This window comes from Micromonospora sp. IBHARD003 (assembly GCF_056106285.1).
This window is the reverse complement of sequence record NZ_JBWBBX010000001.1, coordinates 4,303,818-4,322,723: the sequence shown is the minus strand read 5'-3', so window position 1 is coordinate 4,322,723 and position 18,906 is coordinate 4,303,818. Positions and strand designations below refer to the sequence as shown.

Below are 18,906 nucleotides of genomic sequence, written 5' to 3'. Positions count from 1 at the left end.
GAGACGCCGTCCGGCTCCCAAGGCGACGGGGTGGCTAACCGGAGATCTCCGCATGCCGCTGGACCCAGGCATGCATCGCGATCGCCGCAGCCGCTCCCGCGTTGATCGACCGGGTCGAGCCGAACTGGGCGATGGAGCAGACCATGGCGGAATGCCTGCGCGCCTCTTCCGTCAACCCGGGGCCTTCCTGGCCGAAGAGCAGCACGCACCGGCGGGGCAGCTCGGTTCGCTCCAGCGGTACCGCGCCCGGCAGATTGTCGATCCCGATGATCGGCAGGTCCTCGGCTGCCGCCCACGCCGTCAGCGACTCCGTGTCGGGGTGGTGGCGCACATGCTGGTAGCGGTCGGTGACCATCGCACCACGGCGGTTCCAGCGCCGTCGGCCCACGATGTGGATCTCCTTCGCCAGAAAGGCGTTGGCGGTACGCACCACGGAGCCGATGTTGAAGTCGTGACCCCAGTTCTCCACGGCCACATGGAAGTCGTGCCGGCGGGTGTCCAGGTCGGCGACGATCGCCTCCCGTGTCCAGTACCGGTACCGGTCGACGACATTGCGCCGGTCGCCGTGGGCGAGCAGCTCCGGGTCGTACGGCGCACCCTCCGGCCAGGGGCGCGGATGGGGGCCGACGCCGATCTCGGTGCCGTAGCCGTCGTCGTACTGAACCGGTTCGTGGGTCTCGCTGCTCACCCGACGAGGGTACGTGCGCCTTCGGCATCGGGGGCACCGCGCTGCCCGGGCACCCGCCGTCCACGGCGGCGCACCAACCGGTCCCGCCCCCGTGCCGCCCGGCCGCCGAGCCAGAGCAGGAACACCGTGGGCAGGAACACCGCGTCCGCGGCGATCATCGCGAAGGAGAAGAAGGGCAGACCCAGCAGCACGGCGATGCCCGCGTGCTCCAGCATCATCGCCACGAGCAGCACGTTCTTGACCTTGCGATTGAAGAGCGTGAAGGGGAAGGCCACCTGGACGATGACCGTGCCGTACGTCAGCAGCATCACGATCACCCCGCTGCCCGCCAGGATCTCGGAGAGGGCGGGCCAGGGAGTGAAGTAGTCGAGCTTGAGCGGGTAGTACAAGGCGCTGCCGTCCTGCCAGCGTGAGCCCTGGATCTTGTACCAGCCTGCGGTGGCGTAGATCAGGCAGACCTCGGCCATGATCACGGCAAGGGTGGCGTTGTGGGCGAGGTTGGCGAGGATGTCCAGGAGGGTGCGCAGCTCACTGCCCGGCGCCCGGCGGTTCACCGCCCACCACATGCCCTGGGAGACCCACAGCAGCCACAGGAGGGTGTACATCCACCACTCCCCGCCGCCCGCGTCCAGGAAGGTCGCCACGACCAGGGCGGCGCCGAGCACCGACCACAGCACCGGGCCCGCCCAGTCCCGTGCGCGTCCCCCCGTGTCCTTCGCCGATCCGTTCCGGGTACGCCTGGCGTCCAGGGACCACACCTGGGCACACCGGGTGAGGACGAGGTAGATCGCCATGATGTGGATGACGTTGTCGCCGCCGTCCCCCATGAAGATGGACCGGTTCTGCAGCGTCAGCACTCCGACCATGAAGACCACGGACGTGGCGCGGGTCCGCCAGCCGAGCGCCATCAGCACGCTGGACAGCACGGCGATCGCGTAGACCGCCTCGAACCAGAACGCGCTGCCGGACCACATCAGCACGGTGAAGGCGTGGTTGTCGGTGATCAGCTGCTGGGCCATGTCCCAGCCCCAGGGGCTTTCCGGCCCGTACAGCTCGCGCCGGTGCGGGAACTCGAAGAGCAGGAACACCAGCCAGGTCACCGAGAAGCCGATGCGGACGATCGCCGTCTGGTACGGACCGAGGGCGGTCGACGTGACCCGCTGGATGGCAGCGGCCAGCCGGCGGTCCGGCGGGATGCGCCCGGGGCCCTCATGGGCTCCGCGGTGCTCCCGGCTTCCGCGGGGCTCATGGCTGTCGCCGGCCCCCTCGTGGCCGTCGTGGCCGTCGTGGGGCTCGTGGCCGTCGCGGTCGGGGGTCTCCGCGTCGAGTGCCTGGGTCACCTGGCCGCCTCCGTACCGTCCGCACTGCCCTTGCCGTCGTTGCGCGCGCCCAGGGGCAGGTCCTCCGCGGAGACGTTCCACCAGGGGAGTGTCCGGTAGTACGACCGGGTGTCCGTCTTCTCCTTGCTCCACGCCGGGGCCTCGACCGAGCTGGTGACGGATCGGACCTGGATGCGGTCGACCCGGCCACCGAGGTCGCGCCGCTCGAGGCGCAGCATCACGATGCGGCGGATGTAGCGCTCGGAGAGCTGGCCCCGCAGACCGTTGGGCCGGTTGTCGTCGGTGTGGGAGTTGAGGTAGAAGTCCCAGCCGCGCCGGAGCTCGTTCTGATAGGCGTGGCTCGGGAGGAGATTGCCGCGGATGGCCTCGCTGTCCTCGGCGGCAAGGTCGATCCAGTCACTGGTCCTGCGGGAGCCGTCGCGTGCCACGACCTCGGCACGCACCTGGACGCCGATGTTCTGCTGCAGCGGATTGGGGGCGAAGAGCTTCCAGTTCTGCTCGAACTCCGGATAGATCCATCCGTCGACGGTCTCGCCGTGCTGCTTCGTGACGGTGTTCGAGGGCGCGACATGAAGGAACACCATGGCCAGATGGACGCAGGCGAGCGCACCGACGACCGCGAGGGCGACCGCCGCAACCACCTGGTAAGGGAGCGAAAGGGCGACTATGCCCTCTTGGGCGCCGCCGTCACCCGACGGCGCATCCTCCCGCTTCGCGCCCTCGCTGCCGTACGAGTCCATCCCGCCCCGACTCCCATGGTCTCTTCGGTCCACCGCGGTCATCCACAGGGTTGACACCTTACGGGCCTCAGACTCACCATTGAAGTCATTCAACCGAACGATCGGTCGGTAGGGGGCCCGATGACGGCAGTGACTGCAGAGACGACTGCGGCTACGACGCACCAGGCGCGGTTCGACGCTGCCGTGGCCGCCGACGAGCGCATCGAGCCACGTGACTGGATGCCGGACGAGTACCGCGCCTCGCTGATCCGCCAGATGGCTCAGCACGCGCACTCGGAGATCATCGGCATGCAGCCCGAGGCGAACTGGATCACCCGGGCGCCTTCGCTGCGGCGCAAGGCGATCCTGATGGCCAAGGTGCAGGACGAAGCGGGCCACGGCCTGTACCTGTACAGCGCGACGGAGACGCTGGGAGCGAGCCGCGACGAGCTGCTCGACAAGCTCCACTCCGGCCGCCAGAAGTACTCTTCGATCTTCAACTATCCCACGCTGACCTGGGCCGACGTCGGCGCGATCGGCTGGCTGGTGGACGGCGCCGCGATCACGAACCAGGTGCCGCTCTGCCGCTGCTCCTACGGTCCCTACGCACGCGCGATGGTCCGCGTCTGCAAGGAGGAGTCCTTCCACCAGCGCCAGGGATACGAGCTGCTGCTCGCGCTCTCGCAGGGCACACCCGCCCAGCACGAGATGGCCCAGGACGCCGTGAACCGCTGGTGGTGGCCCTCGCTGATGATGTTCGGCCCCCCGGACGACGAGTCGGCACACTCGGCGCAGTCCATGGAGTGGAAGATCAAGCGCCATTCCAACGACGAGCTCCGGCAGCGTTTCGTCGACATCTGCGTCCCGCAGGCAGAGGCCCTGGGACTGACCCTGCCGGACCCTCATCTGCGGTGGAACGAGGAGCGCGGGCACCACGACTTCGGCACCATCGACTGGGACGAGTTCTGGCAGGTCCTGAAGGGCAACGGCCCCTGCAACGAGCAGCGGATCACCCAGCGCCGCCGTGCCCATGAGGAAGGCGCCTGGGTCCGCGAGGCAGCCGCGGCGTACGCCGCGAAGACGGCGAGTGCCCGGGACGGCTCCGCGTCCGCGGCGGGCGTCAAGCGTGATGGAGAGCATGTGGAGGCGAAGGCATGAGCAGCTCGACCGACTGGCCGCTGTGGGAGGTGTTCGTACGCTCGCGGCGCGGGCTCTCGCACACCCATGCCGGCAGCCTCCATGCCCCGGACGCGGAGATGGCGCTACGCAATGCCCGCGATCTCTACACCCGGCGCAATGAGGGCGTGTCCATCTGGGTCGTACCGTCCACGGCGATCACCGCCTCTTCCCCGGACGAGAAGGACCCGTTCTTCGAGCCCGCTGCCGACAAGCCCTACCGGCACCCGACCTTCTACGAGATCCCGGAAGGGGTGAAGCACCTGTGACGGCCGCACTCGCGCTGGGGGACGACGCCTTGGTGCTCTCCCACCGGCTCGGCGAATGGGCGGGTCACGCCCCGGTCCTCGAGGAAGAGGTCGCGCTGGCCAACATCGCACTCGACCTGCTGGGACAGGCACGCACGCTGCTGTCCCTCGTCGGTGACGAGGACGAGCTGGCGTATCTGCGCGAGGAGCGGGCCTTCCGCAATCTCCAGCTGGTCGAGCAGCCGAACGGCGACTTCGCCCACACCATCGCCCGCCAGCTGTACTTCTCCACCTTCCAGCGGCTGCTGTTCACCCAGCTGGCCGCCGGCGAGGGTGATTTCACAGGGCTCGCGGCGAAGGCGGTCAAGGAGGTCACGTACCACCAGGACCACGCCGAGCAGTGGACCCTCCGTCTGGGCGACGGCACCGCGGAGAGCCATGAGCGGATGCAGCGTGCGTGCGATGCGCTGTGGCGGTTCACCGGCGAGATGTTCCAGCCGGTCGAGGGCCTGGACGTGGACGGGGAGGCGCTTCGGGCGGGCTGGCTGGAGTCGGTCACGAGCGTGCTCCAGCGCGCCACCCTGACCGTGCCGGACTCCGCCGACACCGGCGCATGGTCGGCGGGCGCCGGACGGCAGGGTCTGCACACCGAGTCCTTCGGGCGGATGCTGGCCGAGATGCAGCATCTGCACCGCAGCCATCCGGGGGCGTCATGGTGACGACCGACACCGTGCCGGAGGCCGAGCTGCGCAGGCTCGCCGGTTCCGTCCCCGACCCGGAGCTGCCCGTGCTCACCCTGGAAGAGCTGGGTGTGGTCCGTGGGGTCCATGTCCTCGGCCCGGGCAGGGTCGAGGTGGAGCTGACACCCACCTACACCGGCTGCCCGGCCATCGAGGCGATGTCCTCGGACATAGAGCGAGTGCTCCACGACCACGGGATCGCCGAGGTGTCCGTCGTCAAGGTGCTTTCGCCTGCCTGGTCGACGGACGACATCAGCGCCGAGGGGCGGCGCAAGCTGGCGGAGTTCGGGATAGCCCCGCCGCGCCCGGGCGGCCCCGACGGTCCGGTGGCGCTCACCCTCTCCGTGCGCTGCCCGCACTGCGGGTCCACCGACACCGAACTGCTCAGCAGGTTCTCCTCCACCGCCTGCAAGGCGCTCCGCCGCTGTGTGGCCTGCCGCGAACCGTTCGACCACTTCAAGGAGTTGTAGATGTTCCATCCGCTCCGGGTCACCGAGGTCGAGCAGCTCACGGACGACTCGGTGGCCGTCACACTCGCGGTCCCCGCCGAGCTCCACGACGCCTTCCGCCATACGCCCGGCCAGCACATCGCCGTCCGCCGTACGGGGGCGCACGGCGAGGAGATCCGGCGTACGTACTCGATCTGCGCACCGGCCGTCCCCGCAGGCGAGGCGCCGGTGCTACGGGTGGGTATCCGCCTCGTCGACGGCGGCGAGTTCTCCACCTACGCCCTCAAGGAGCTCGCCGTGGGGGACACGGTGGAGGTCATGCAGCCGATGGGCCGGTTCGTCCTGGCACCGCGGCCCGGGCACTTCGCCGCGATCGTCGGGGGCAGCGGGATCACGCCCGTGCTGTCGATGGCGGCGACGCTGCTGGCGCGGGAGCCGGAGGCCCGGTTCTGTCTGATCCGCAGCGACCGGACCGCGGCTTCGACGATGTTCCTGGAAGAAGTGGCCGACCTCAAGGACCGCTATCCCGGTCGCTTTCAGCTGGTCACCGTGCTCTCCCGGGAAGAGCAGCAGGCGGGCCTCCCGTCCGGGCGGCTCGACGAGGAGCGTCTGACCGCTCTGCTGCCCGCGCTGCTCGGGGTGGCCGAGGTGGACGGCTGGTTCCTCTGCGGCCCGTTCGGGCTGGTCCAGGGCGCCGAGCGGGCACTGCGGGCGCTGGGTGTGGAGAAGGGCCGTGTCCACGAGGAGATCTTCCATGTGGACGAGGCGCCAGCCGCCGCTCCCATCGCGGCGCCCGCCCACAGCACACTGACCGCGACGCTGGACGGCCGTTCGGGAAAGTGGCCCGTCCAGGAAGGGGAGTCGCTGCTGGAGACGGTCCTGCGGGCCCGCTCCGACGCGCCGTACGCCTGCAAGGGAGGGGTGTGCGGGACCTGCCGGGCGTTCCTGGTGTCCGGTGAGGTCCGTATGGAGCGGAACTTCGCACTGGAGGGGGACGAGACGGATGCGGGCTATGTGCTGGCCTGCCAGTCGCATCCCATGACCTCCGAGGTGGAGCTGGACTTCGACCGCTGAGGCCGCCGCCGGCTTCCCGCGTCGCCCTCACCATTCCCTTCCACACGAACCTGTTCTATCTTGACGGTCCGTCAGATCCGATGGGCCCGGCGGATGGCGACGGGCCGGGCGCGGGAGGGCGGGACGGTGGACTTCACCTTCAGCGAGGAGCAACAGGCGGCCGTCGAGGCTGCGAAGGCGGTCTTCTCGGGCGTGGCTCCCGACGGAGTGCCGAGTCCGGCACTCACCGTGGGCGCCGTGGCAGAGGAGTTCGACCGGCCTCTGTGGGCCAGGCTGGCAGATGCCGATCTGCTGAGCCTGGTGCTTGCCCCGGAGTACGACGGGGCGGGCCTCGATCCCCTCGCGCTCTGTCTGGTGCTGCGCGAGTCGGCGAAGGTGCTGGCGCGAGTGCCGCTGCTGGAGACCTGCGCGGTCGCCATGGCGGTGCAGCGCTTCGGCCGCCCGGCGCTGAGCGCTGACCTGCTGCCGCGCGTCGGCCGCGGCGAGCTGGTGCTGACGGTCGGGGCCAACGGCCGCACCGGCCATGATCCTGCCGAGCTCGGCGTCCGGGCACGCGACGAAGGCGGGGCCTGGGTGCTGGACGGGGTGCAGACCGGAATCCCCTGGGCCCACTGCGCCGATCTGATCGCGATTCCCGCGCACACCGACGACGGGGGAGCAGTCCTGGCGCTGGTGCCCCGCGGCGAGGACGGTCTGACGCTCGCCGAGCAGTACTCCACGAGCGGGGAGCTCTTCGCCGAGGCAAGGCTCGACTCCGTGCCGGTCGGCGGTGATGCGCTCATCGTCGCCGGGGGAGCCTGGGAGTGGCTGCGTGGTCTGCTCGCCACGGGGACATGTGCGCTGGCGCTCGGTCTCGGCGAGCGGGTGCTGTCGATGACCAGCGAGTACACCGCAAAGCGCGAACAGTTCGGGTTCCCCGTCGCGACCTTCCAGGCCGTGGCCGTGCAGGCAGCCGACCGCTACATCGATCTGAGGGCGATGGAGGCGACGCTCTGGCAGGCCGCCTGGCGCATCGGCACCGGCGCAGACGGGGCGCTGCCCCCTTCCGGTGATATCGCGGTGGCGAAGATCTGGGCCTCGGAGGGGGTGCGCCGCGTCGTCCAGACGGCGCAGCATCTGCACGGCGGCTTCGGTGCCGACACCGATTACCCACTCCACCGCTACCACGCCTGGGCCAAGCAGCTCGAGCTCTCCCTCGGCCCGGCAGCGGCCCATGAAGAGGCACTGGGTGAACTGCTGGCCGCCCACCCGCTCGGCTGACACCCCGGGCCGGCCCGTGCCCGCCGCTCCAACCCGGCGGTCCTGCCGTACATGCCGACGATCCCGCGCGGACGGTGCCTCAGAACTGCTCAGGCCCGGTGCACAGGGATAGACACAGGAGCGGGCACGGGCACCGTGGCACCGCAGCAGACCGGCTACAGCACAAACGCCGGGGTGCCGTCCTCGGTGATCATCGGGCGGCCGGCGGCCTCCCAGGCGAGCATTCCGCCGTCGATGTTCACGGCGTCGATGCCCTGCTGGACCAGATACTGCGTGACTTGGGCGGAACGTCCGCCCACCCGGCACATCACATGGGCGCGGCGGCCCTCGGCGACGGCCTCGGTGACCTCTCCGAAGCGGGCCACGAAATCGCTCATCGGGATGTGCAGCGCGCCCTCGACGTGTCCGGCCGTCCACTCGTCGCCCTCCCGGACGTCGAGCACGAGACCGCCGACCGGTACGGACGCCGCGTCGATCGAGGGCAGCGGGGCGAAATTCATGGGGATGAGCCTTCTCTCGTACCGGGAGGACGGTTGCCGGGCGGGGCGGGAGGAACGTCTCCGGGAAACCTACTGCACCAGCTCGGCCAGCTCCGCCTCACGCTGGGCGACCTGTGCGAGCAGCTGCTCGGCGATCTCGTCGAGCAGCCGGTCCGGATCGTCCGGCGCCATCCTCAGCATCGCGCCGATCGCGCTGTCCTCCAACTCCTTGGCGATCAGCGTCAGCAGTTCCTTGCGCTGCGACAGCCACTCGAGGCGGGCGTAGAGCTCCTCGCTCTCGTTGAGCGCGGGTGCCTCCGGTACCGGTCCGGCGTCCCACTCCTGCAGCAGCTCACGCAGCACGGCTTCGTCCCCGCGCGCATAGGCCGCGTTCACCCGGGTGATGAACTCCTCCCGGCGCAGCCGCTCCTTCTCCTCCTGCGCCAGATCCGGGTGAGCCTTGCGGACGAGCTCCCGGTAGAGCTTCTTCGCCTCGTCGGTGGGCCGCACCCGCTTCGGCGGCTGCACGGACTGGTCGGTGAGCATCGCCGCGGCCTCCGGGGACAGCCCCTCCGAGTCGATCCAGTCGTGGAAGAGCTCGTCGACGCCGGGCATCGGCATCACGATGGCCCGGGCTTCCTGCGCCTTGCGCAGATCCTCCGGGTCACCGGTCCGGGCGGCGCGGGCCTCCGCGATCTGGGCGTCGAGCTCGTCGAGCCGGGCGTACATCGGTCCGAGTTTCTGGTGGTGCAGCCGGGAGAAGTTCTCCACCTCGACCCGGAAGGTCTCCACCGCGATCTCGAACTCGATCAGTGCCTGCTCGGCAACGCGGACCGCCCGCCCCAGCCGGGCCTCGGGCCGCTCGGCGCCCGGGTCCGACCGGCCGCCGGCAGCGTCCGGCTGGTCCTGGTCCTGGTCCTGGTCCTGACCCTTGCCCAAAACCTGATCCTGCCCCTGGTCCTGATCCGCGTCAGCGCCGGAGCCGTCGTGGACCGCCCGGGCTGCCGGGGCGTCATCGAACGCGGTCTGCGCACCTTGCGTGACGTGGTCGTCCACGTTGCTCTGCTCGTCCACGCGATGGTCGTCCTGCTCGTCGTCGGCCCGGGTCGTCGGCACCCCGGGAGGGTCCTCGGTCACCCGCCCAGCGTATGGCAGAGTGCCCACCGGCCCCGTACAGCCCGCAAGAAAGCCGTCACACGCCCAGCTCAGCGGCTATTCGCCCGCTGCGCACCGCGGCCACCAAGTCGGCGTGGTCCGCCTCCGTGCGGTCGGCGTACAGCACGGCGAATCCGGCCACCGCCTCGTCCAGCTCCTCGTTCTTCCCGCAGTAACCGGCCACCAGCCGGGGATCGGCGCTGTGGGCATGAGCGCGGGCGAGCAGCGCTCCTGTCATCCGGGCGTAGTCGTCCACCTGGTCGGCCAACAGAGCGGCAGGGTCCACGCTGCCCTTGCGGTTCCTGAACTGGCGCACCTGGAAGGGCCTGCCCTCCACCGTCGTCCAGCCCAGCAGGATGTCGCTGACCACCTGCATCCGCTTCTGGCCCTGCACGACGCGGCGTCCCTCGTGGACCGGCTCGGGCAGCGCGAAGCCCGCGGCCGGAAGATACGGCAGCAGCGCGGAGGGACGCGCCTCCTTGACCTGGAGCACGAGCGGCTCGCCGCGATGGTCGATCAGCAGCACCACATAGGACCTGGTCCCCACGCTGCCGGTGCCCACGACCCGGAAGGCCACGTCGTGGATGGTGTACCGGGCGAGGAGCGGCAGCCGGTCCTCGGAGAGGGTCTCCAGATACTCCCCCAGCGAGGCCGCGACGGCACTCGCCTCCTTGTCCGGCACCCGGCGCAGCACGGGAGGCGCGTCGACGAAGTGGCGGCCGCCGTCCGGCCCGTCCGTCGTCGCCTTGGCGGCGAACCGCGCGCTCGTGTTGCTCCGGGCCTTCTCCGAGACACGTTCCAGGGTGCCCACCAGATCGCGGGCGTCGGTGTGGGAGACGAGTTCTTCGTCCGCGATCGCGTTCCAGGCGTCCAGGACCGGGAGCTTGGCCATGAGCCGCATGGTCCTGCGATACGCCCCCGCCGCGTCGAACGCGGCCTTGCGGCAGGTGTCTTCGTCGGCACCCGTCTCCCGGCCGGCGAGGACGATGGAGGCGGCTAGCCGCTTGAGGTCCCACTCCCAGGGGCCTGTGACGGTCTCGTCGAAGTCGTTCAGATCGATGACCAGGCGGCCGCGGGCGTCGCCGTACAGCCCGAAGTTCGCCGCATGGGCGTCGCCGCAGATCTGGGCCGCGATACCCGTCACCGGGGTGGCTGCCAGATCGTGTGCCATCAGACCGGCCGCGCCGCGCAGGAACGCGAAAGGCGTCGCTGCCATCCGCCCCACCCGGATCGGGGCGAGCTCGGGCACCCTGCCGCGGCTGGACTCCTCGACGGCCCGCACCGCGTCCGGCCGTCCGGCGCCTATGAGCAGGGTGTCGTGGGAGGAGCGCGGAACCTTGACCCGCAGGGCCTTTCCCGCCTCCTTGGGGGACTTCTCCCCGCCGCTCCCGAGCCGGGCGAAGCCGGTCACCTCGGGAATACGCCCGCCCCCCGGAACCTGCCGCTGCACCGGCACCACCGCTTCGATCTCACCCATGGCGGGACCGCCTCCCCCGACGTCGTGCAACATCAACTGTCCAAGAAGGTACCCCTACGCCGGACAGCCGTCTTCCCCTGTGGACAACCTCATGGGGCACCCCGGGGACCACCGCGCCCATGCCGGCAAAAAGGTCCGGCATCCACAGGCGGCACCAGCCTGGTTCACGGCCGGCAGGGTCCGTCCCCGCGGACACCGCCGGGCAGATGGGCGTCCGCCCACCGCCCCAGTTCCTTCAGCGCGGGCTCCAGTGCCGCACCGGCCTCCGTGAGCCGGTAGCAGACCCTCAGCGGCGGCCCCTCGTCGACCTCGCGCAGGGTCAGCCCGGCCGCACCCAGCTCGGTCAGCCGGTCCGACAGCATGCGCTCGCTGATCCCGGGGATCGCCCGGCGCAGATCGGCGAAGTGCACGGGCTGCTGCATCAGCACGTACAAGATCGGGCCGGTCCAGCGTTTGCCGAGCAGCCCGAATACCCGCGTGATCGACTCGTCGACCTGCGCGCATGCATGCCTGTTGTGATCCGCCATGCCCTTCGCCATGGCCCCAAGCGTACTGCTTCGATGTGAGGGGGTGAGAAAAAGTAAGGGAGTGTGCTATTCATAGTTCCATACGGAACTTCCGCCCGGGTCCCCGAGCGGGATCTCAGAGCGGGCCTCATACCACCTCATTGATCTTGGAGAGCCACCGTGGCCACACTGCTGCACATCGATTCCTCCCTGCTCCCCCAGGGATCCGCATCGCGGGACGTCACCGCCGCCTTTGTGAAGTCCTGGCTCGAGGCGCACCCGGAGGGCAAGGTCGTCTACCGCGATCTGGCCGCGCACCCGCTGCCCCATCTGGATGCCGCTTCGGCCTCCGCGGGCGCGGGACACGCGCTGCGCGCGGAACTCGCCGCCGAACTCGCGGAGGCGGACGCCGTGCTGATCGGGGCTCCGATGTACAACTTCACGATTCCGTCCACCCTCAAGGCCTGGCTGGACCACGCGATCATCGTGGGCCACAACGCGGGCACCCCGGACGGCCCGGTGGCGGGCACCCCGGTCACCGTCGTCGCGAGCCGCGGCGGCTCGTACGGGCCCGGAACGCCGCGCGAGGACTTCGAGTTCGTCCGGAACTACATGGAGAAGGTCCTCACCGGGATGCTCGGTGCCACGGTCGACTTCATCGTCCCCGAGATGACGCTGGCACCGCACAGGCCCGCGATGGCCGAGTTCGTGCCGCTCGCCGAGGCCTCCCGCACAAAGGCGCTCGACGAGGCCTCACAGAAGGCGAAGGACCTGGCCGGGCGTCTCGCCGCGTAACCGGCGCACAGGATCGGACCGGGCGGCGGCACAGCAGCCGACCAGCACCGTCGCCCGGCCTGGCCACCGTTCCACGTGAAACATCCACTCGAGCCGTACCCCGGTCGCGCCGACCAGGACGCCGGCCCCGGGGAACAGCAGTCCGCTACAGCCCCGCGTCCCGTGCCAGAAGTGCCGCCTGGACGCGGTTCTCGCAGTCCAGCTTGGCCAGGATCCGGCTCACATAGGTCTTCACGGTGGCCTCGCTCATATGCAGCCTCCGCCCCGCCTCGGCGTTGGAGAGACCCTCCCCGAGCAGTACGAGCACGTCACGCTCCCGGGCGCCCAGCGTCGCCACCCTCGCCCGGGCCTCTTCGCTGCGCCCCACCGCCCGCCTCGAGGCCAGCTGGTCCACCACATGCCGCGCCGCACCGGGCGAGAGATAGGCATCGCCCGCGGCGGCCGCACGCACCGCCCGGATCAACTCCGCGGGGGCGGTGTCCTTCAGCAGAAACCCGGCGCCTCCGCGCTCCAGCGCCCGCAGCACGTTCTCACGCTCTCCGAAGGTCGTCAGCACGATGACCCGGGCCCGCGGTGCGACTCTGCGCAGCTCGGACAGCGCGGTCAGGCCGTCCATACCCGGCATCTGGATGTCGAGCAGAACCACATCCGCGTCGTGTGACCGGGCCAGTTCCACGGCCTCCCGGCCGTTCGCCCCCTCCGCGACCACTTCGACGTCCGGATCGGAGGTGAGGATAAGCCTGATCCCGGCACGAATCAGCGGCTCGTCGTCGACGATCACCACCCTGACCGGCGACTCCCCGGACCGGGTCACTGCGTGCTGGGACCGGGTCACTGCGCTCCCCTCGCCTCGCTACCGCCTGGTCTCGTACGACCTCTTCTCCACCAGCTTGCCGTCCTTGAAGCAGAACCGGAAAACCGGTTCGGTCTCCACGCCGTTCCCCGTCTCGGAGGACATGAGCACAAGACACGACGAGCCGGGCGGCCTCTTCGGCCCGGTTCCCTGGAGTCCGATCGTGGCGATCGTGTCGCCGTCCGGCAGCTGGTTGCGTACGTCTTCCTCGGACATACCGACCTCGACGGCGTCGTACTCCCCGGGACCGATCATTCCCTGGTCCAGGGACCCCAACAGGAAGAACAGTCCGACGAGGCTCACCAGGACCAGCAACAGGGCGGCTCCGGCGGCGATCCCGCATCCGAGAGCCACCCCGCCGCCTCTGCTCCTGGGCGCGCCTCCCATCGCCAGCTCCCGCTCCGAAACGGTCCAGTCGCTGATCGGAACACCGTTCTTGAGGGGGACCAGCAGCTGTTGCTCCCGAAACGCGTCCGTCGCATCGGCGATGGGCGCGGCATCGACGACGCCGTACGGCAGCACCCCCGCGACGCGGAAGCCTCCGCTCTCGAGCATCCCGGCATGCACCATGCCGCCCACCAGCCGGGCACGTTCGTCGAGCCCGGTCAGCCCCTGGCCGCCGCTGACGACCTCGCCCGCGGCGTCCGTCGCGGCCTCCGTGGGCCGGCCGTTGACGATCTCCGCCACGAACGAATCGGGTTCGTAGCGCAGCTCCACGGTGATCGGCGCACCGGGCGCGTGCTTGAAGGCGTTGGTCAGGGCCTCCTGGACGATGCGGTACGCCGCATGGTCCGCCGCCGCCGCGAGCGGCCTGGCCTCTCCCACCTTCCGCAGCTCCACCGCATAGCCGGGGCCGGCCGCTCTCGCCGACTCCACCAGACCCGCGATGCCGACCGTCCCGCGCGCGGCCCTGCCCGTCTCGTCCGCCGCCGGGGCGGGTCCTTCCACTCCGTCACGGAGAATGCCCACGACCTCGCGGAGTTCGTGCATGGCGGCGACGGACGCCTCCCGCAGCACACCGACGGCCTCCCGCTGCCGGCCGGTCAGATCACGGTCGACTTCCAGGGCACCGGTGTGGACGGCGATCAGAGCCAGCTGATGCCCGAGGCTGTCGTGCATGTCCTGGGCGATCCGCTGGCGCTCCCGCAGCCGGGCCTGGCCCGCCACCATCTCGCGTTCGCGCAGCAGTTGGAGGTTGCGGTCCTGGAGCGTGCGCAGCAGGGTCCGGCGCTGGGTCCAGTACCGGCTTGCCAGGCCCGGCACCAGCGCCGTCCCCAGGAAGAAAACACTCGCCAGCAGCACCAGGGTGAGGGCGTGGCTGAGCGTCCAGTTGTCTACGAAGGTGGCCGAGAGGCAGACCAGATAGGCGCCGGTGAACGCGGCAAGTGCCCGCCCCGCCCCCCTGATCCGGCGTCCCGCCGACCAGCCGACGACCATCATGAGAGGGACGAACCCGTCGATGACAGGTGTCAGCCCCGCCGTCACCACGAGCGCGCTCACCGGCAGTCTGCGCCGCAGCAGCGACAGCACGGCCGCTCCGGCCCCTCCGGCGGTCACCTCCAGGGCCGGCGCCGCCATGGCTTCCCCCACGCCGGCCACGAGCAGTCCCATGACGAGCGCGAGGACCGCCTCACCCGCCGTCCTGGTCCTGGTCCACAGCTCCGGCGGCGCCAACCAGCGCCAGCCCTCCGCGATCCGCGGGCGTATCCCAGTCCAGGTGTTTATTGACGCGTGCACGGCCGAACCTTAGTCGTTGGCCCCGGCTTCCCGCGGCCCCCTTTCGTCGCACCCTGCGTGCGACGTTGGTCGCACGCCGCCGCTCGGGGCCGTGATCGTCCTCCGTGTCTGCGCAGTCAGTTCAGTCAAGCGCAGTCAGCGCAGGGCTGCCGCCACCAGCCTTGGCGATGTCCTCACGAGACACGACGGCCATGGTGCGCCGCCGACGCTCCTCGCTTATGGCGATGCCAGTTCCGCAGCCGGGTTCCCGCCCCATCGCGCCTGAGGAGGCACCTCCTCGCCCTTCATCAGGAAGGTGTCGGCAGCGAGTTGAGCCCGGTCGCCCACGACCGTGCCGTAGTGGACGAACGCCCCCACGCCGAGGGTCACTCCCCGGCCGATCGTGGCGTGATCCGACTTGAAGGCGCCGTCTTCCTGGGAGTGCGACTGGATAACGCTCGCGGCATTGAGGGTGCAGTCGTCTCCGATGGACACGAGGGTCCGCTCGATCAGGCTGCAGCCGTCGTCGAAGACCCGCCGGCCGACCTTGGCGCCCAGCAGCCGCCACACCACGGCCTTGAAGGGTGTGCCGTTGAACGCCTGCATATAGCGGTGCGAGGTCAGCTTCCAGAAGCGTTCATGCGACCAGAAGGCGGGGTCGTAGATAGAGCAGTACAGCGGCTTCAAGGCCCGGAAGCCGGTGACGGCCCGCTCGATCGCGGTGAAGAAGGCGATGGTGAACACCATGGTGACCAGGCTCGCCAGCGCCAGCACCGGCACACCGTGGACGTGGTAGAAGTCGACGGCGGCCATGGCGATGAGGGCGAGCACGAAGAAGTGCAACCACCGGGCCAGCAGATGAAGGCTCGCGGTGAACGCGTTGTGCCGGTTCTTCGCTGCCAGACGACGCCGCAGCTCGTCGCCGGTGGCCAGGTGGTCGAACCGGGTGTCGCGCAGCACGGTGCGCGGGATCTCGAAGCAGGGCGAGCCGAGCAGCCCCACGCCTTCTCGCACCGGCCCGTCGACGGGAACCATCACCTTGGTCGCGAGCAGGCAGTTGTCACCCGTGCGCCCGCCTGAGGGATACGCGACGTTGTTGCCGAGGAAGTTGCTCGGCCCTATCGACGTCGGCGCGAGGCGGAAGGAGGTGCTGGAGAAGTCGGCATTGATGATCGACAGACCGTCGGCCACCATCGTTCCGCTGCCGACCCGGCTCAGATACGGGCTGTCGTGCTTGACCATCGTGCCGAAGTTCGACCCCGTCTGCTCGACACGGCTCAGGTCGTACCCCACGTATCGCAGATAGTGCACGATCGCGGAGCTGTCCCCGAAGAGCGTGGTGAAGAACCTGATGTTGGTCAGCCGCAGGATCGCTCGCTGAACGCCGTAGTGGAAGCCGTACAACGGATAGACCCGGCCGGGTTTGATCGCCAGGCTGAGCAGCCGCGGGAGGGCGCTCACCAGCAGCAGACCCACCAGCAGGGCGCCGAAGAAGGCCACCAGGGAGGCAAGCAGAGCGTCGACGAAGAACGCGGGACTCGTGACCGCCGGCGTCTCGGGACTCAGCACCCCGCTCAGCTGCGGCGCCACCGTGAGCACCAGACTCACACCGGCCACTGTCAGGGGCAGATACACCAGCAGCATCGCCGCCAACTGGCCCAGGCTGTAGAGGGCCTTGCGCAGGGTGCCGCATTCGGCGGGCGGTACAGCGCCGTAGTCGGTCGCCGCCGCCCGGGCCGGAGAGCCGTGCCAGGTCTCGCCCACCGGAACGGCCTGCCCTGATTGCAGGGACGAGGCATGACCGAGCCGGGAGCCGTCACCCATCGACGTCTCGATGTCGACCACCGTCTGCTCACCGACCATCACGTCCGTGCCCAAGGTGACCGGGCCCGCCTCGATCCAGCCGTCGTGTGCCCGGTAGCAGGACAGGAAGACGTCCTTGCGGATGACCGTGCCGTCACCGACAGAGAGCAGATCGGTGCAGACCGGAACGGTACGGGAAAGCACGGTGACGCCCTTCCCGATGTGCGCGCCGAGGGCTCTGAGGAAGAGCACATACAGCGGCGACCCGGCCAGCAGCCTTGCCGGGCTGGTGCGGATGAGGGTCTTCACGCACCAGAAGCGCAGATAGCCGAGACTCCAGACCCGGATCCTGGTGCGGGTGAAGCGGCCGATGAGTGCCCACTTGGCGACGAGGGGAAGGGCGCACAGCCCGAAGAAGACCACGACGCTGAACAGCACGGCCCGCACATAGAGATCCGCCGTCCCCGAGCCGGCCGTGACCCACTCATAGCCCTCGATGGCGACGAGAGCCCCCAGGCAGGAGAAGACGAGGTAGAAGAGGAGCTGCGCCGCCCCGCACAGCACATACGGCATGGTCCGCACGTGCGGCTCGGTCCGCGGTTGCGGCATGGTCGGCGGCCGATGCTCATCCGACGCGGCCGACGGCTCTCCGGTGGCCTGGGCCGGCCCGTGCGAGTCGGCTCCCGGCGGTGCCTGGGCCGGGGCCGGAGAGGGTTCGGTGCCCGGGAACGCGGCCGCCAGACCCTGGATCGTCGCATGCTCGTAGACGTCCCTCATCGACACCGTCGGCAGGTCGTCCCGCTTGCGCACGCGCGCGCAGAACTGCGCCATCACCAGTGAATCGGCACCCAGGTCGGTGAAGAAGTCGCCGTCGACCGGCACCTCATCGGTACGCATGACTCCGGCCAGCACCTCGGCCAGGAGCGACTCGGTACTCGCTGCTGCCCCGCCCGTACCCGAGGTACCCCCGCCGGAGGCTGTCTCCGCGGACGCGGCACGGACACCGCCGTCGGAGGTCACGGCCCTTCCCCGGAGACCCAGGGGCCGGCTCCCGCCCATACGGTCGGAGCCCGGGGCCCCGTCAGGGGCACTCCGCCCGGGCCACGCCGCCTGGAAACCGCAAGCTCATCGGTGCTGATGTGATCGCGTCGCCTCGAGAACATCCGTAGCTCACCCGCAGTCGGCACGCGCTTCGGTCGCTTTCGCCGAATCCCGGCCGCGCGAGGTGGTGCCGCCCCCGGCGCAGTGCTTCCGGGATCAAACGTCTCCCCTTCAATTACGCCCGACCGGACGTCTCCTGTCCTGTTGCGGAACCCGGGACTCGTCCTGTCACGGAACCCGGCACACGGCACGGCACCCCGGCGTGTGGGCAGCGGCAGCGCCCTGACCTGCGGGCGAGCCCCGCGCGGATGGTCCGGTCCGGCACTCCCGCCGACGGCCACTGCTGTGCGGCGGCAGGCGGTCTCGCGACCTCACACGGTGCAGGAACCGCCCTCGGGCTGTCGGCTCCTGATGACGGTGACGCGCCTGGGCGCGATGTCCCAGCCGCCGTCGTGGGAGGTGAGGGAGACGGCGGACGCCATGGGCACACCGAGGTGCCAGAACGCGGTTGCCGGTACGGACATCGCGTTGACGAGCAGGGCCCGGATCACGGTGGGCTCGGCGATGACCAGGGTCCCGACATCGTCGGCCGTCATGCCGCGCAACCAGTGCAGTGTCCGCTGGCAGAGCTGCCTCACGGACTCTCCTCCGTGGGGCGCGGCGTCCGGGTCCCTGAGCCATGCGCTGAGGCCGTGGGGGTCGGTCGCGGCGACATCGCCGACCGTACGGCCGTACCATGTACCGTAGTCGAGGTCGCGCAGGGCGGGCTCGGGCCTCGTTTCCCGGCCGAGGGCGGCAGCGGTCCGTGCACAGCGGCCCGACGGTCCATGAAGGACAACGGTGTCCGGGGCCGGCGTCACGACGGCGAGGCCGCTGTCGCGCAGATCGTGCTCACCGGGGCAGCCGTCGCCGAACACGGTGTCCCTGGTGTGGTTCCCGGCGGTTGCCCACAGCGTCAGACGAGCCGTCATGGAAAAGCCCTCCTCGATCAGGTATGCGCCGCGAACATGCCGACGACCGCGAGACCACGGGCCACGTAGAGGCCGATCGGCCTTCCCGTGCCAGACGTCCGGCGAGTGGGGAGACAGCTCGTTCCCGGCACGGGCACCTGCCCGAGCCGAGCCGTCTCTCGTACCTCTTGCCTCATACGCGTCACGGTCACCGATCTTTGCCGGAACAACCATCCGGCGAGTGTCCGGAACCTCCCCCGCCACCTGGCCGACTCGTCCCCACCGCCTGACCGGCGCCCCTGGATACACCACGCACGCCGCTTACTCTTCGCGTCCGTATCCCCACGTTCGGAAACATGCCGGTGTGATCACTGCGC

The 18,906-nt window shown here is 70.0% G+C and carries 18 protein-coding genes; 7 read left to right on the top strand and 11 right to left on the bottom strand.

The window, feature by feature from the left end; genetic code table 11:
- Positions 1–34: 34 nt before the first annotated feature.
- From ACTWOL_RS19230 to ACTWOL_RS19220, 3 genes are read right to left on the bottom strand one after another with little or no spacing between them, the layout of a single operon-like run.
- Positions 35–688, bottom strand: coding sequence for a TrmH family RNA methyltransferase (locus tag ACTWOL_RS19230; RefSeq protein ID WP_474297971.1), 654 nt, complete (start codon positions 686–688; stop codon positions 35–37).
- Complete coding sequence (locus tag ACTWOL_RS19225) at positions 685–2,028, bottom strand: HTTM domain-containing protein (protein ID WP_474297970.1); 1,344 nt, start codon at positions 2,026–2,028, stop codon at positions 685–687. The genes ACTWOL_RS19230 and ACTWOL_RS19225 overlap by 4 nt, the downstream gene beginning before the upstream one ends.
- Positions 2,025–2,768, bottom strand: coding sequence for a DUF5819 family protein (locus ACTWOL_RS19220; protein WP_474297969.1), 744 nt, complete (start codon positions 2,766–2,768; stop codon positions 2,025–2,027). Before ACTWOL_RS19220 ends, ACTWOL_RS19225 begins: the two co-directional genes overlap by 4 nt.
- A gap of 120 nt (positions 2,769–2,888) precedes the next feature.
- On the opposite strand from ACTWOL_RS19220, the gene paaA reads away from it, so the two are divergent.
- Genes paaA through ACTWOL_RS19190 form a run of 6 tightly spaced genes read left to right on the top strand, consistent with a single transcriptional unit; the run spans position 2,889 to position 7,694 of the window.
- Positions 2,889–3,905, top strand: a complete 1,017-nt coding sequence (gene paaA, locus ACTWOL_RS19215; protein ID WP_474297968.1) for a 1,2-phenylacetyl-CoA epoxidase subunit PaaA — start codon at positions 2,889–2,891, stop codon at positions 3,903–3,905.
- Entirely contained in the window at positions 3,902–4,192 is a 291-nt protein-coding gene (paaB, locus tag ACTWOL_RS19210; protein WP_360439132.1) for a 1,2-phenylacetyl-CoA epoxidase subunit PaaB, read from the top strand. Before paaA ends, paaB begins: the two co-directional genes overlap by 4 nt.
- Entirely contained in the window at positions 4,189–4,890 is a 702-nt protein-coding gene (gene paaC, locus ACTWOL_RS19205; protein WP_474297967.1) for a 1,2-phenylacetyl-CoA epoxidase subunit PaaC, read from the top strand. Before paaB ends, paaC begins: the two co-directional genes overlap by 4 nt.
- Entirely contained in the window at positions 4,884–5,381 is a 498-nt protein-coding gene (gene paaD / locus ACTWOL_RS19200) for a 1,2-phenylacetyl-CoA epoxidase subunit PaaD (protein WP_474297966.1), read from the top strand. Before paaC ends, paaD begins: the two co-directional genes overlap by 7 nt.
- Positions 5,382–6,434, top strand: a complete 1,053-nt coding sequence (locus ACTWOL_RS19195) for a 2Fe-2S iron-sulfur cluster-binding protein (protein WP_474297965.1) — start codon at positions 5,382–5,384, stop codon at positions 6,432–6,434. It abuts the gene before it with no gap.
- Positions 6,435–6,494: 60 nt separating this feature from the next.
- A complete protein-coding gene (locus tag ACTWOL_RS19190) occupies positions 6,495–7,694 on the top strand; it encodes an acyl-CoA dehydrogenase family protein (protein WP_474297964.1) in 1,200 nt (399 codons plus the stop codon).
- 155 nt (positions 7,695–7,849) lie between these two features.
- Here the strand turns inward: ACTWOL_RS19190 and ACTWOL_RS19185 are convergent, their stop codons facing one another.
- The 4 genes from ACTWOL_RS19185 to ACTWOL_RS19170 form a co-directional block, all read right to left on the bottom strand.
- Positions 7,850–8,194, bottom strand: coding sequence for a rhodanese-like domain-containing protein (locus ACTWOL_RS19185; protein WP_474297963.1), 345 nt, complete (start codon positions 8,192–8,194; stop codon positions 7,850–7,852).
- A 69-nt stretch (positions 8,195–8,263) separates the two neighbouring features.
- Positions 8,264–9,310: a hypothetical protein gene (locus ACTWOL_RS19180; RefSeq protein WP_474297962.1), complete on the bottom strand. Its 1,047-nt coding sequence runs from the start codon at positions 9,308–9,310 to the stop codon at positions 8,264–8,266.
- Between the two features lie 55 nt (positions 9,311–9,365).
- Positions 9,366–10,805, bottom strand: coding sequence for a DUF2252 domain-containing protein (locus ACTWOL_RS19175; RefSeq protein WP_474297961.1), 1,440 nt, complete (start codon positions 10,803–10,805; stop codon positions 9,366–9,368).
- Positions 10,806–10,969: 164 nt separating this feature from the next.
- Positions 10,970–11,344 carry a winged helix-turn-helix transcriptional regulator gene (locus ACTWOL_RS19170; protein WP_474297960.1) on the bottom strand — a complete coding sequence of 125 codons (375 nt, stop codon included), beginning with the start codon at positions 11,342–11,344 and terminating at the stop codon, positions 10,970–10,972.
- A 147-nt stretch (positions 11,345–11,491) separates the two neighbouring features.
- On the opposite strand from ACTWOL_RS19170, the gene ACTWOL_RS19165 reads away from it, so the two are divergent.
- Positions 11,492–12,106 (top strand): FMN-dependent NADH-azoreductase, encoded by a 615-nt coding sequence (locus ACTWOL_RS19165; protein ID WP_474297959.1) that lies wholly within the window; start codon positions 11,492–11,494, stop codon positions 12,104–12,106.
- Positions 12,107–12,251: 145 nt separating this feature from the next.
- Here ACTWOL_RS19165 and ACTWOL_RS19160 read toward each other — a convergent pair whose 3' ends face one another.
- The 4 genes from ACTWOL_RS19160 to ACTWOL_RS19145 all read right to left on the bottom strand — a co-directional run bounded on the left by ACTWOL_RS19160 (position 12,252) and on the right by ACTWOL_RS19145 (position 18,550).
- Positions 12,252–12,941, bottom strand: coding sequence for a response regulator (locus ACTWOL_RS19160; RefSeq protein ID WP_474297957.1), 690 nt, complete (start codon positions 12,939–12,941; stop codon positions 12,252–12,254).
- A gap of 18 nt (positions 12,942–12,959) precedes the next feature.
- On the bottom strand, positions 12,960–14,696 hold the full coding sequence (locus tag ACTWOL_RS19155; RefSeq protein ID WP_474297956.1) for a sensor histidine kinase: 1,737 nt from the start codon (positions 14,694–14,696) through the stop codon (positions 12,960–12,962).
- A 216-nt stretch (positions 14,697–14,912) separates the two neighbouring features.
- Positions 14,913–17,498 carry a Pls/PosA family non-ribosomal peptide synthetase gene (locus ACTWOL_RS19150; RefSeq protein WP_474297955.1) on the bottom strand — a complete coding sequence of 862 codons (2,586 nt, stop codon included), beginning with the start codon at positions 17,496–17,498 and terminating at the stop codon, positions 14,913–14,915.
- Between the two features lie 452 nt (positions 17,499–17,950).
- Positions 17,951–18,550 carry a histidine phosphatase family protein gene (locus tag ACTWOL_RS19145; RefSeq protein WP_474297954.1) on the bottom strand — a complete coding sequence of 200 codons (600 nt, stop codon included), beginning with the start codon at positions 18,548–18,550 and terminating at the stop codon, positions 17,951–17,953.
- Positions 18,551–18,906 lie beyond the last annotated feature (356 nt).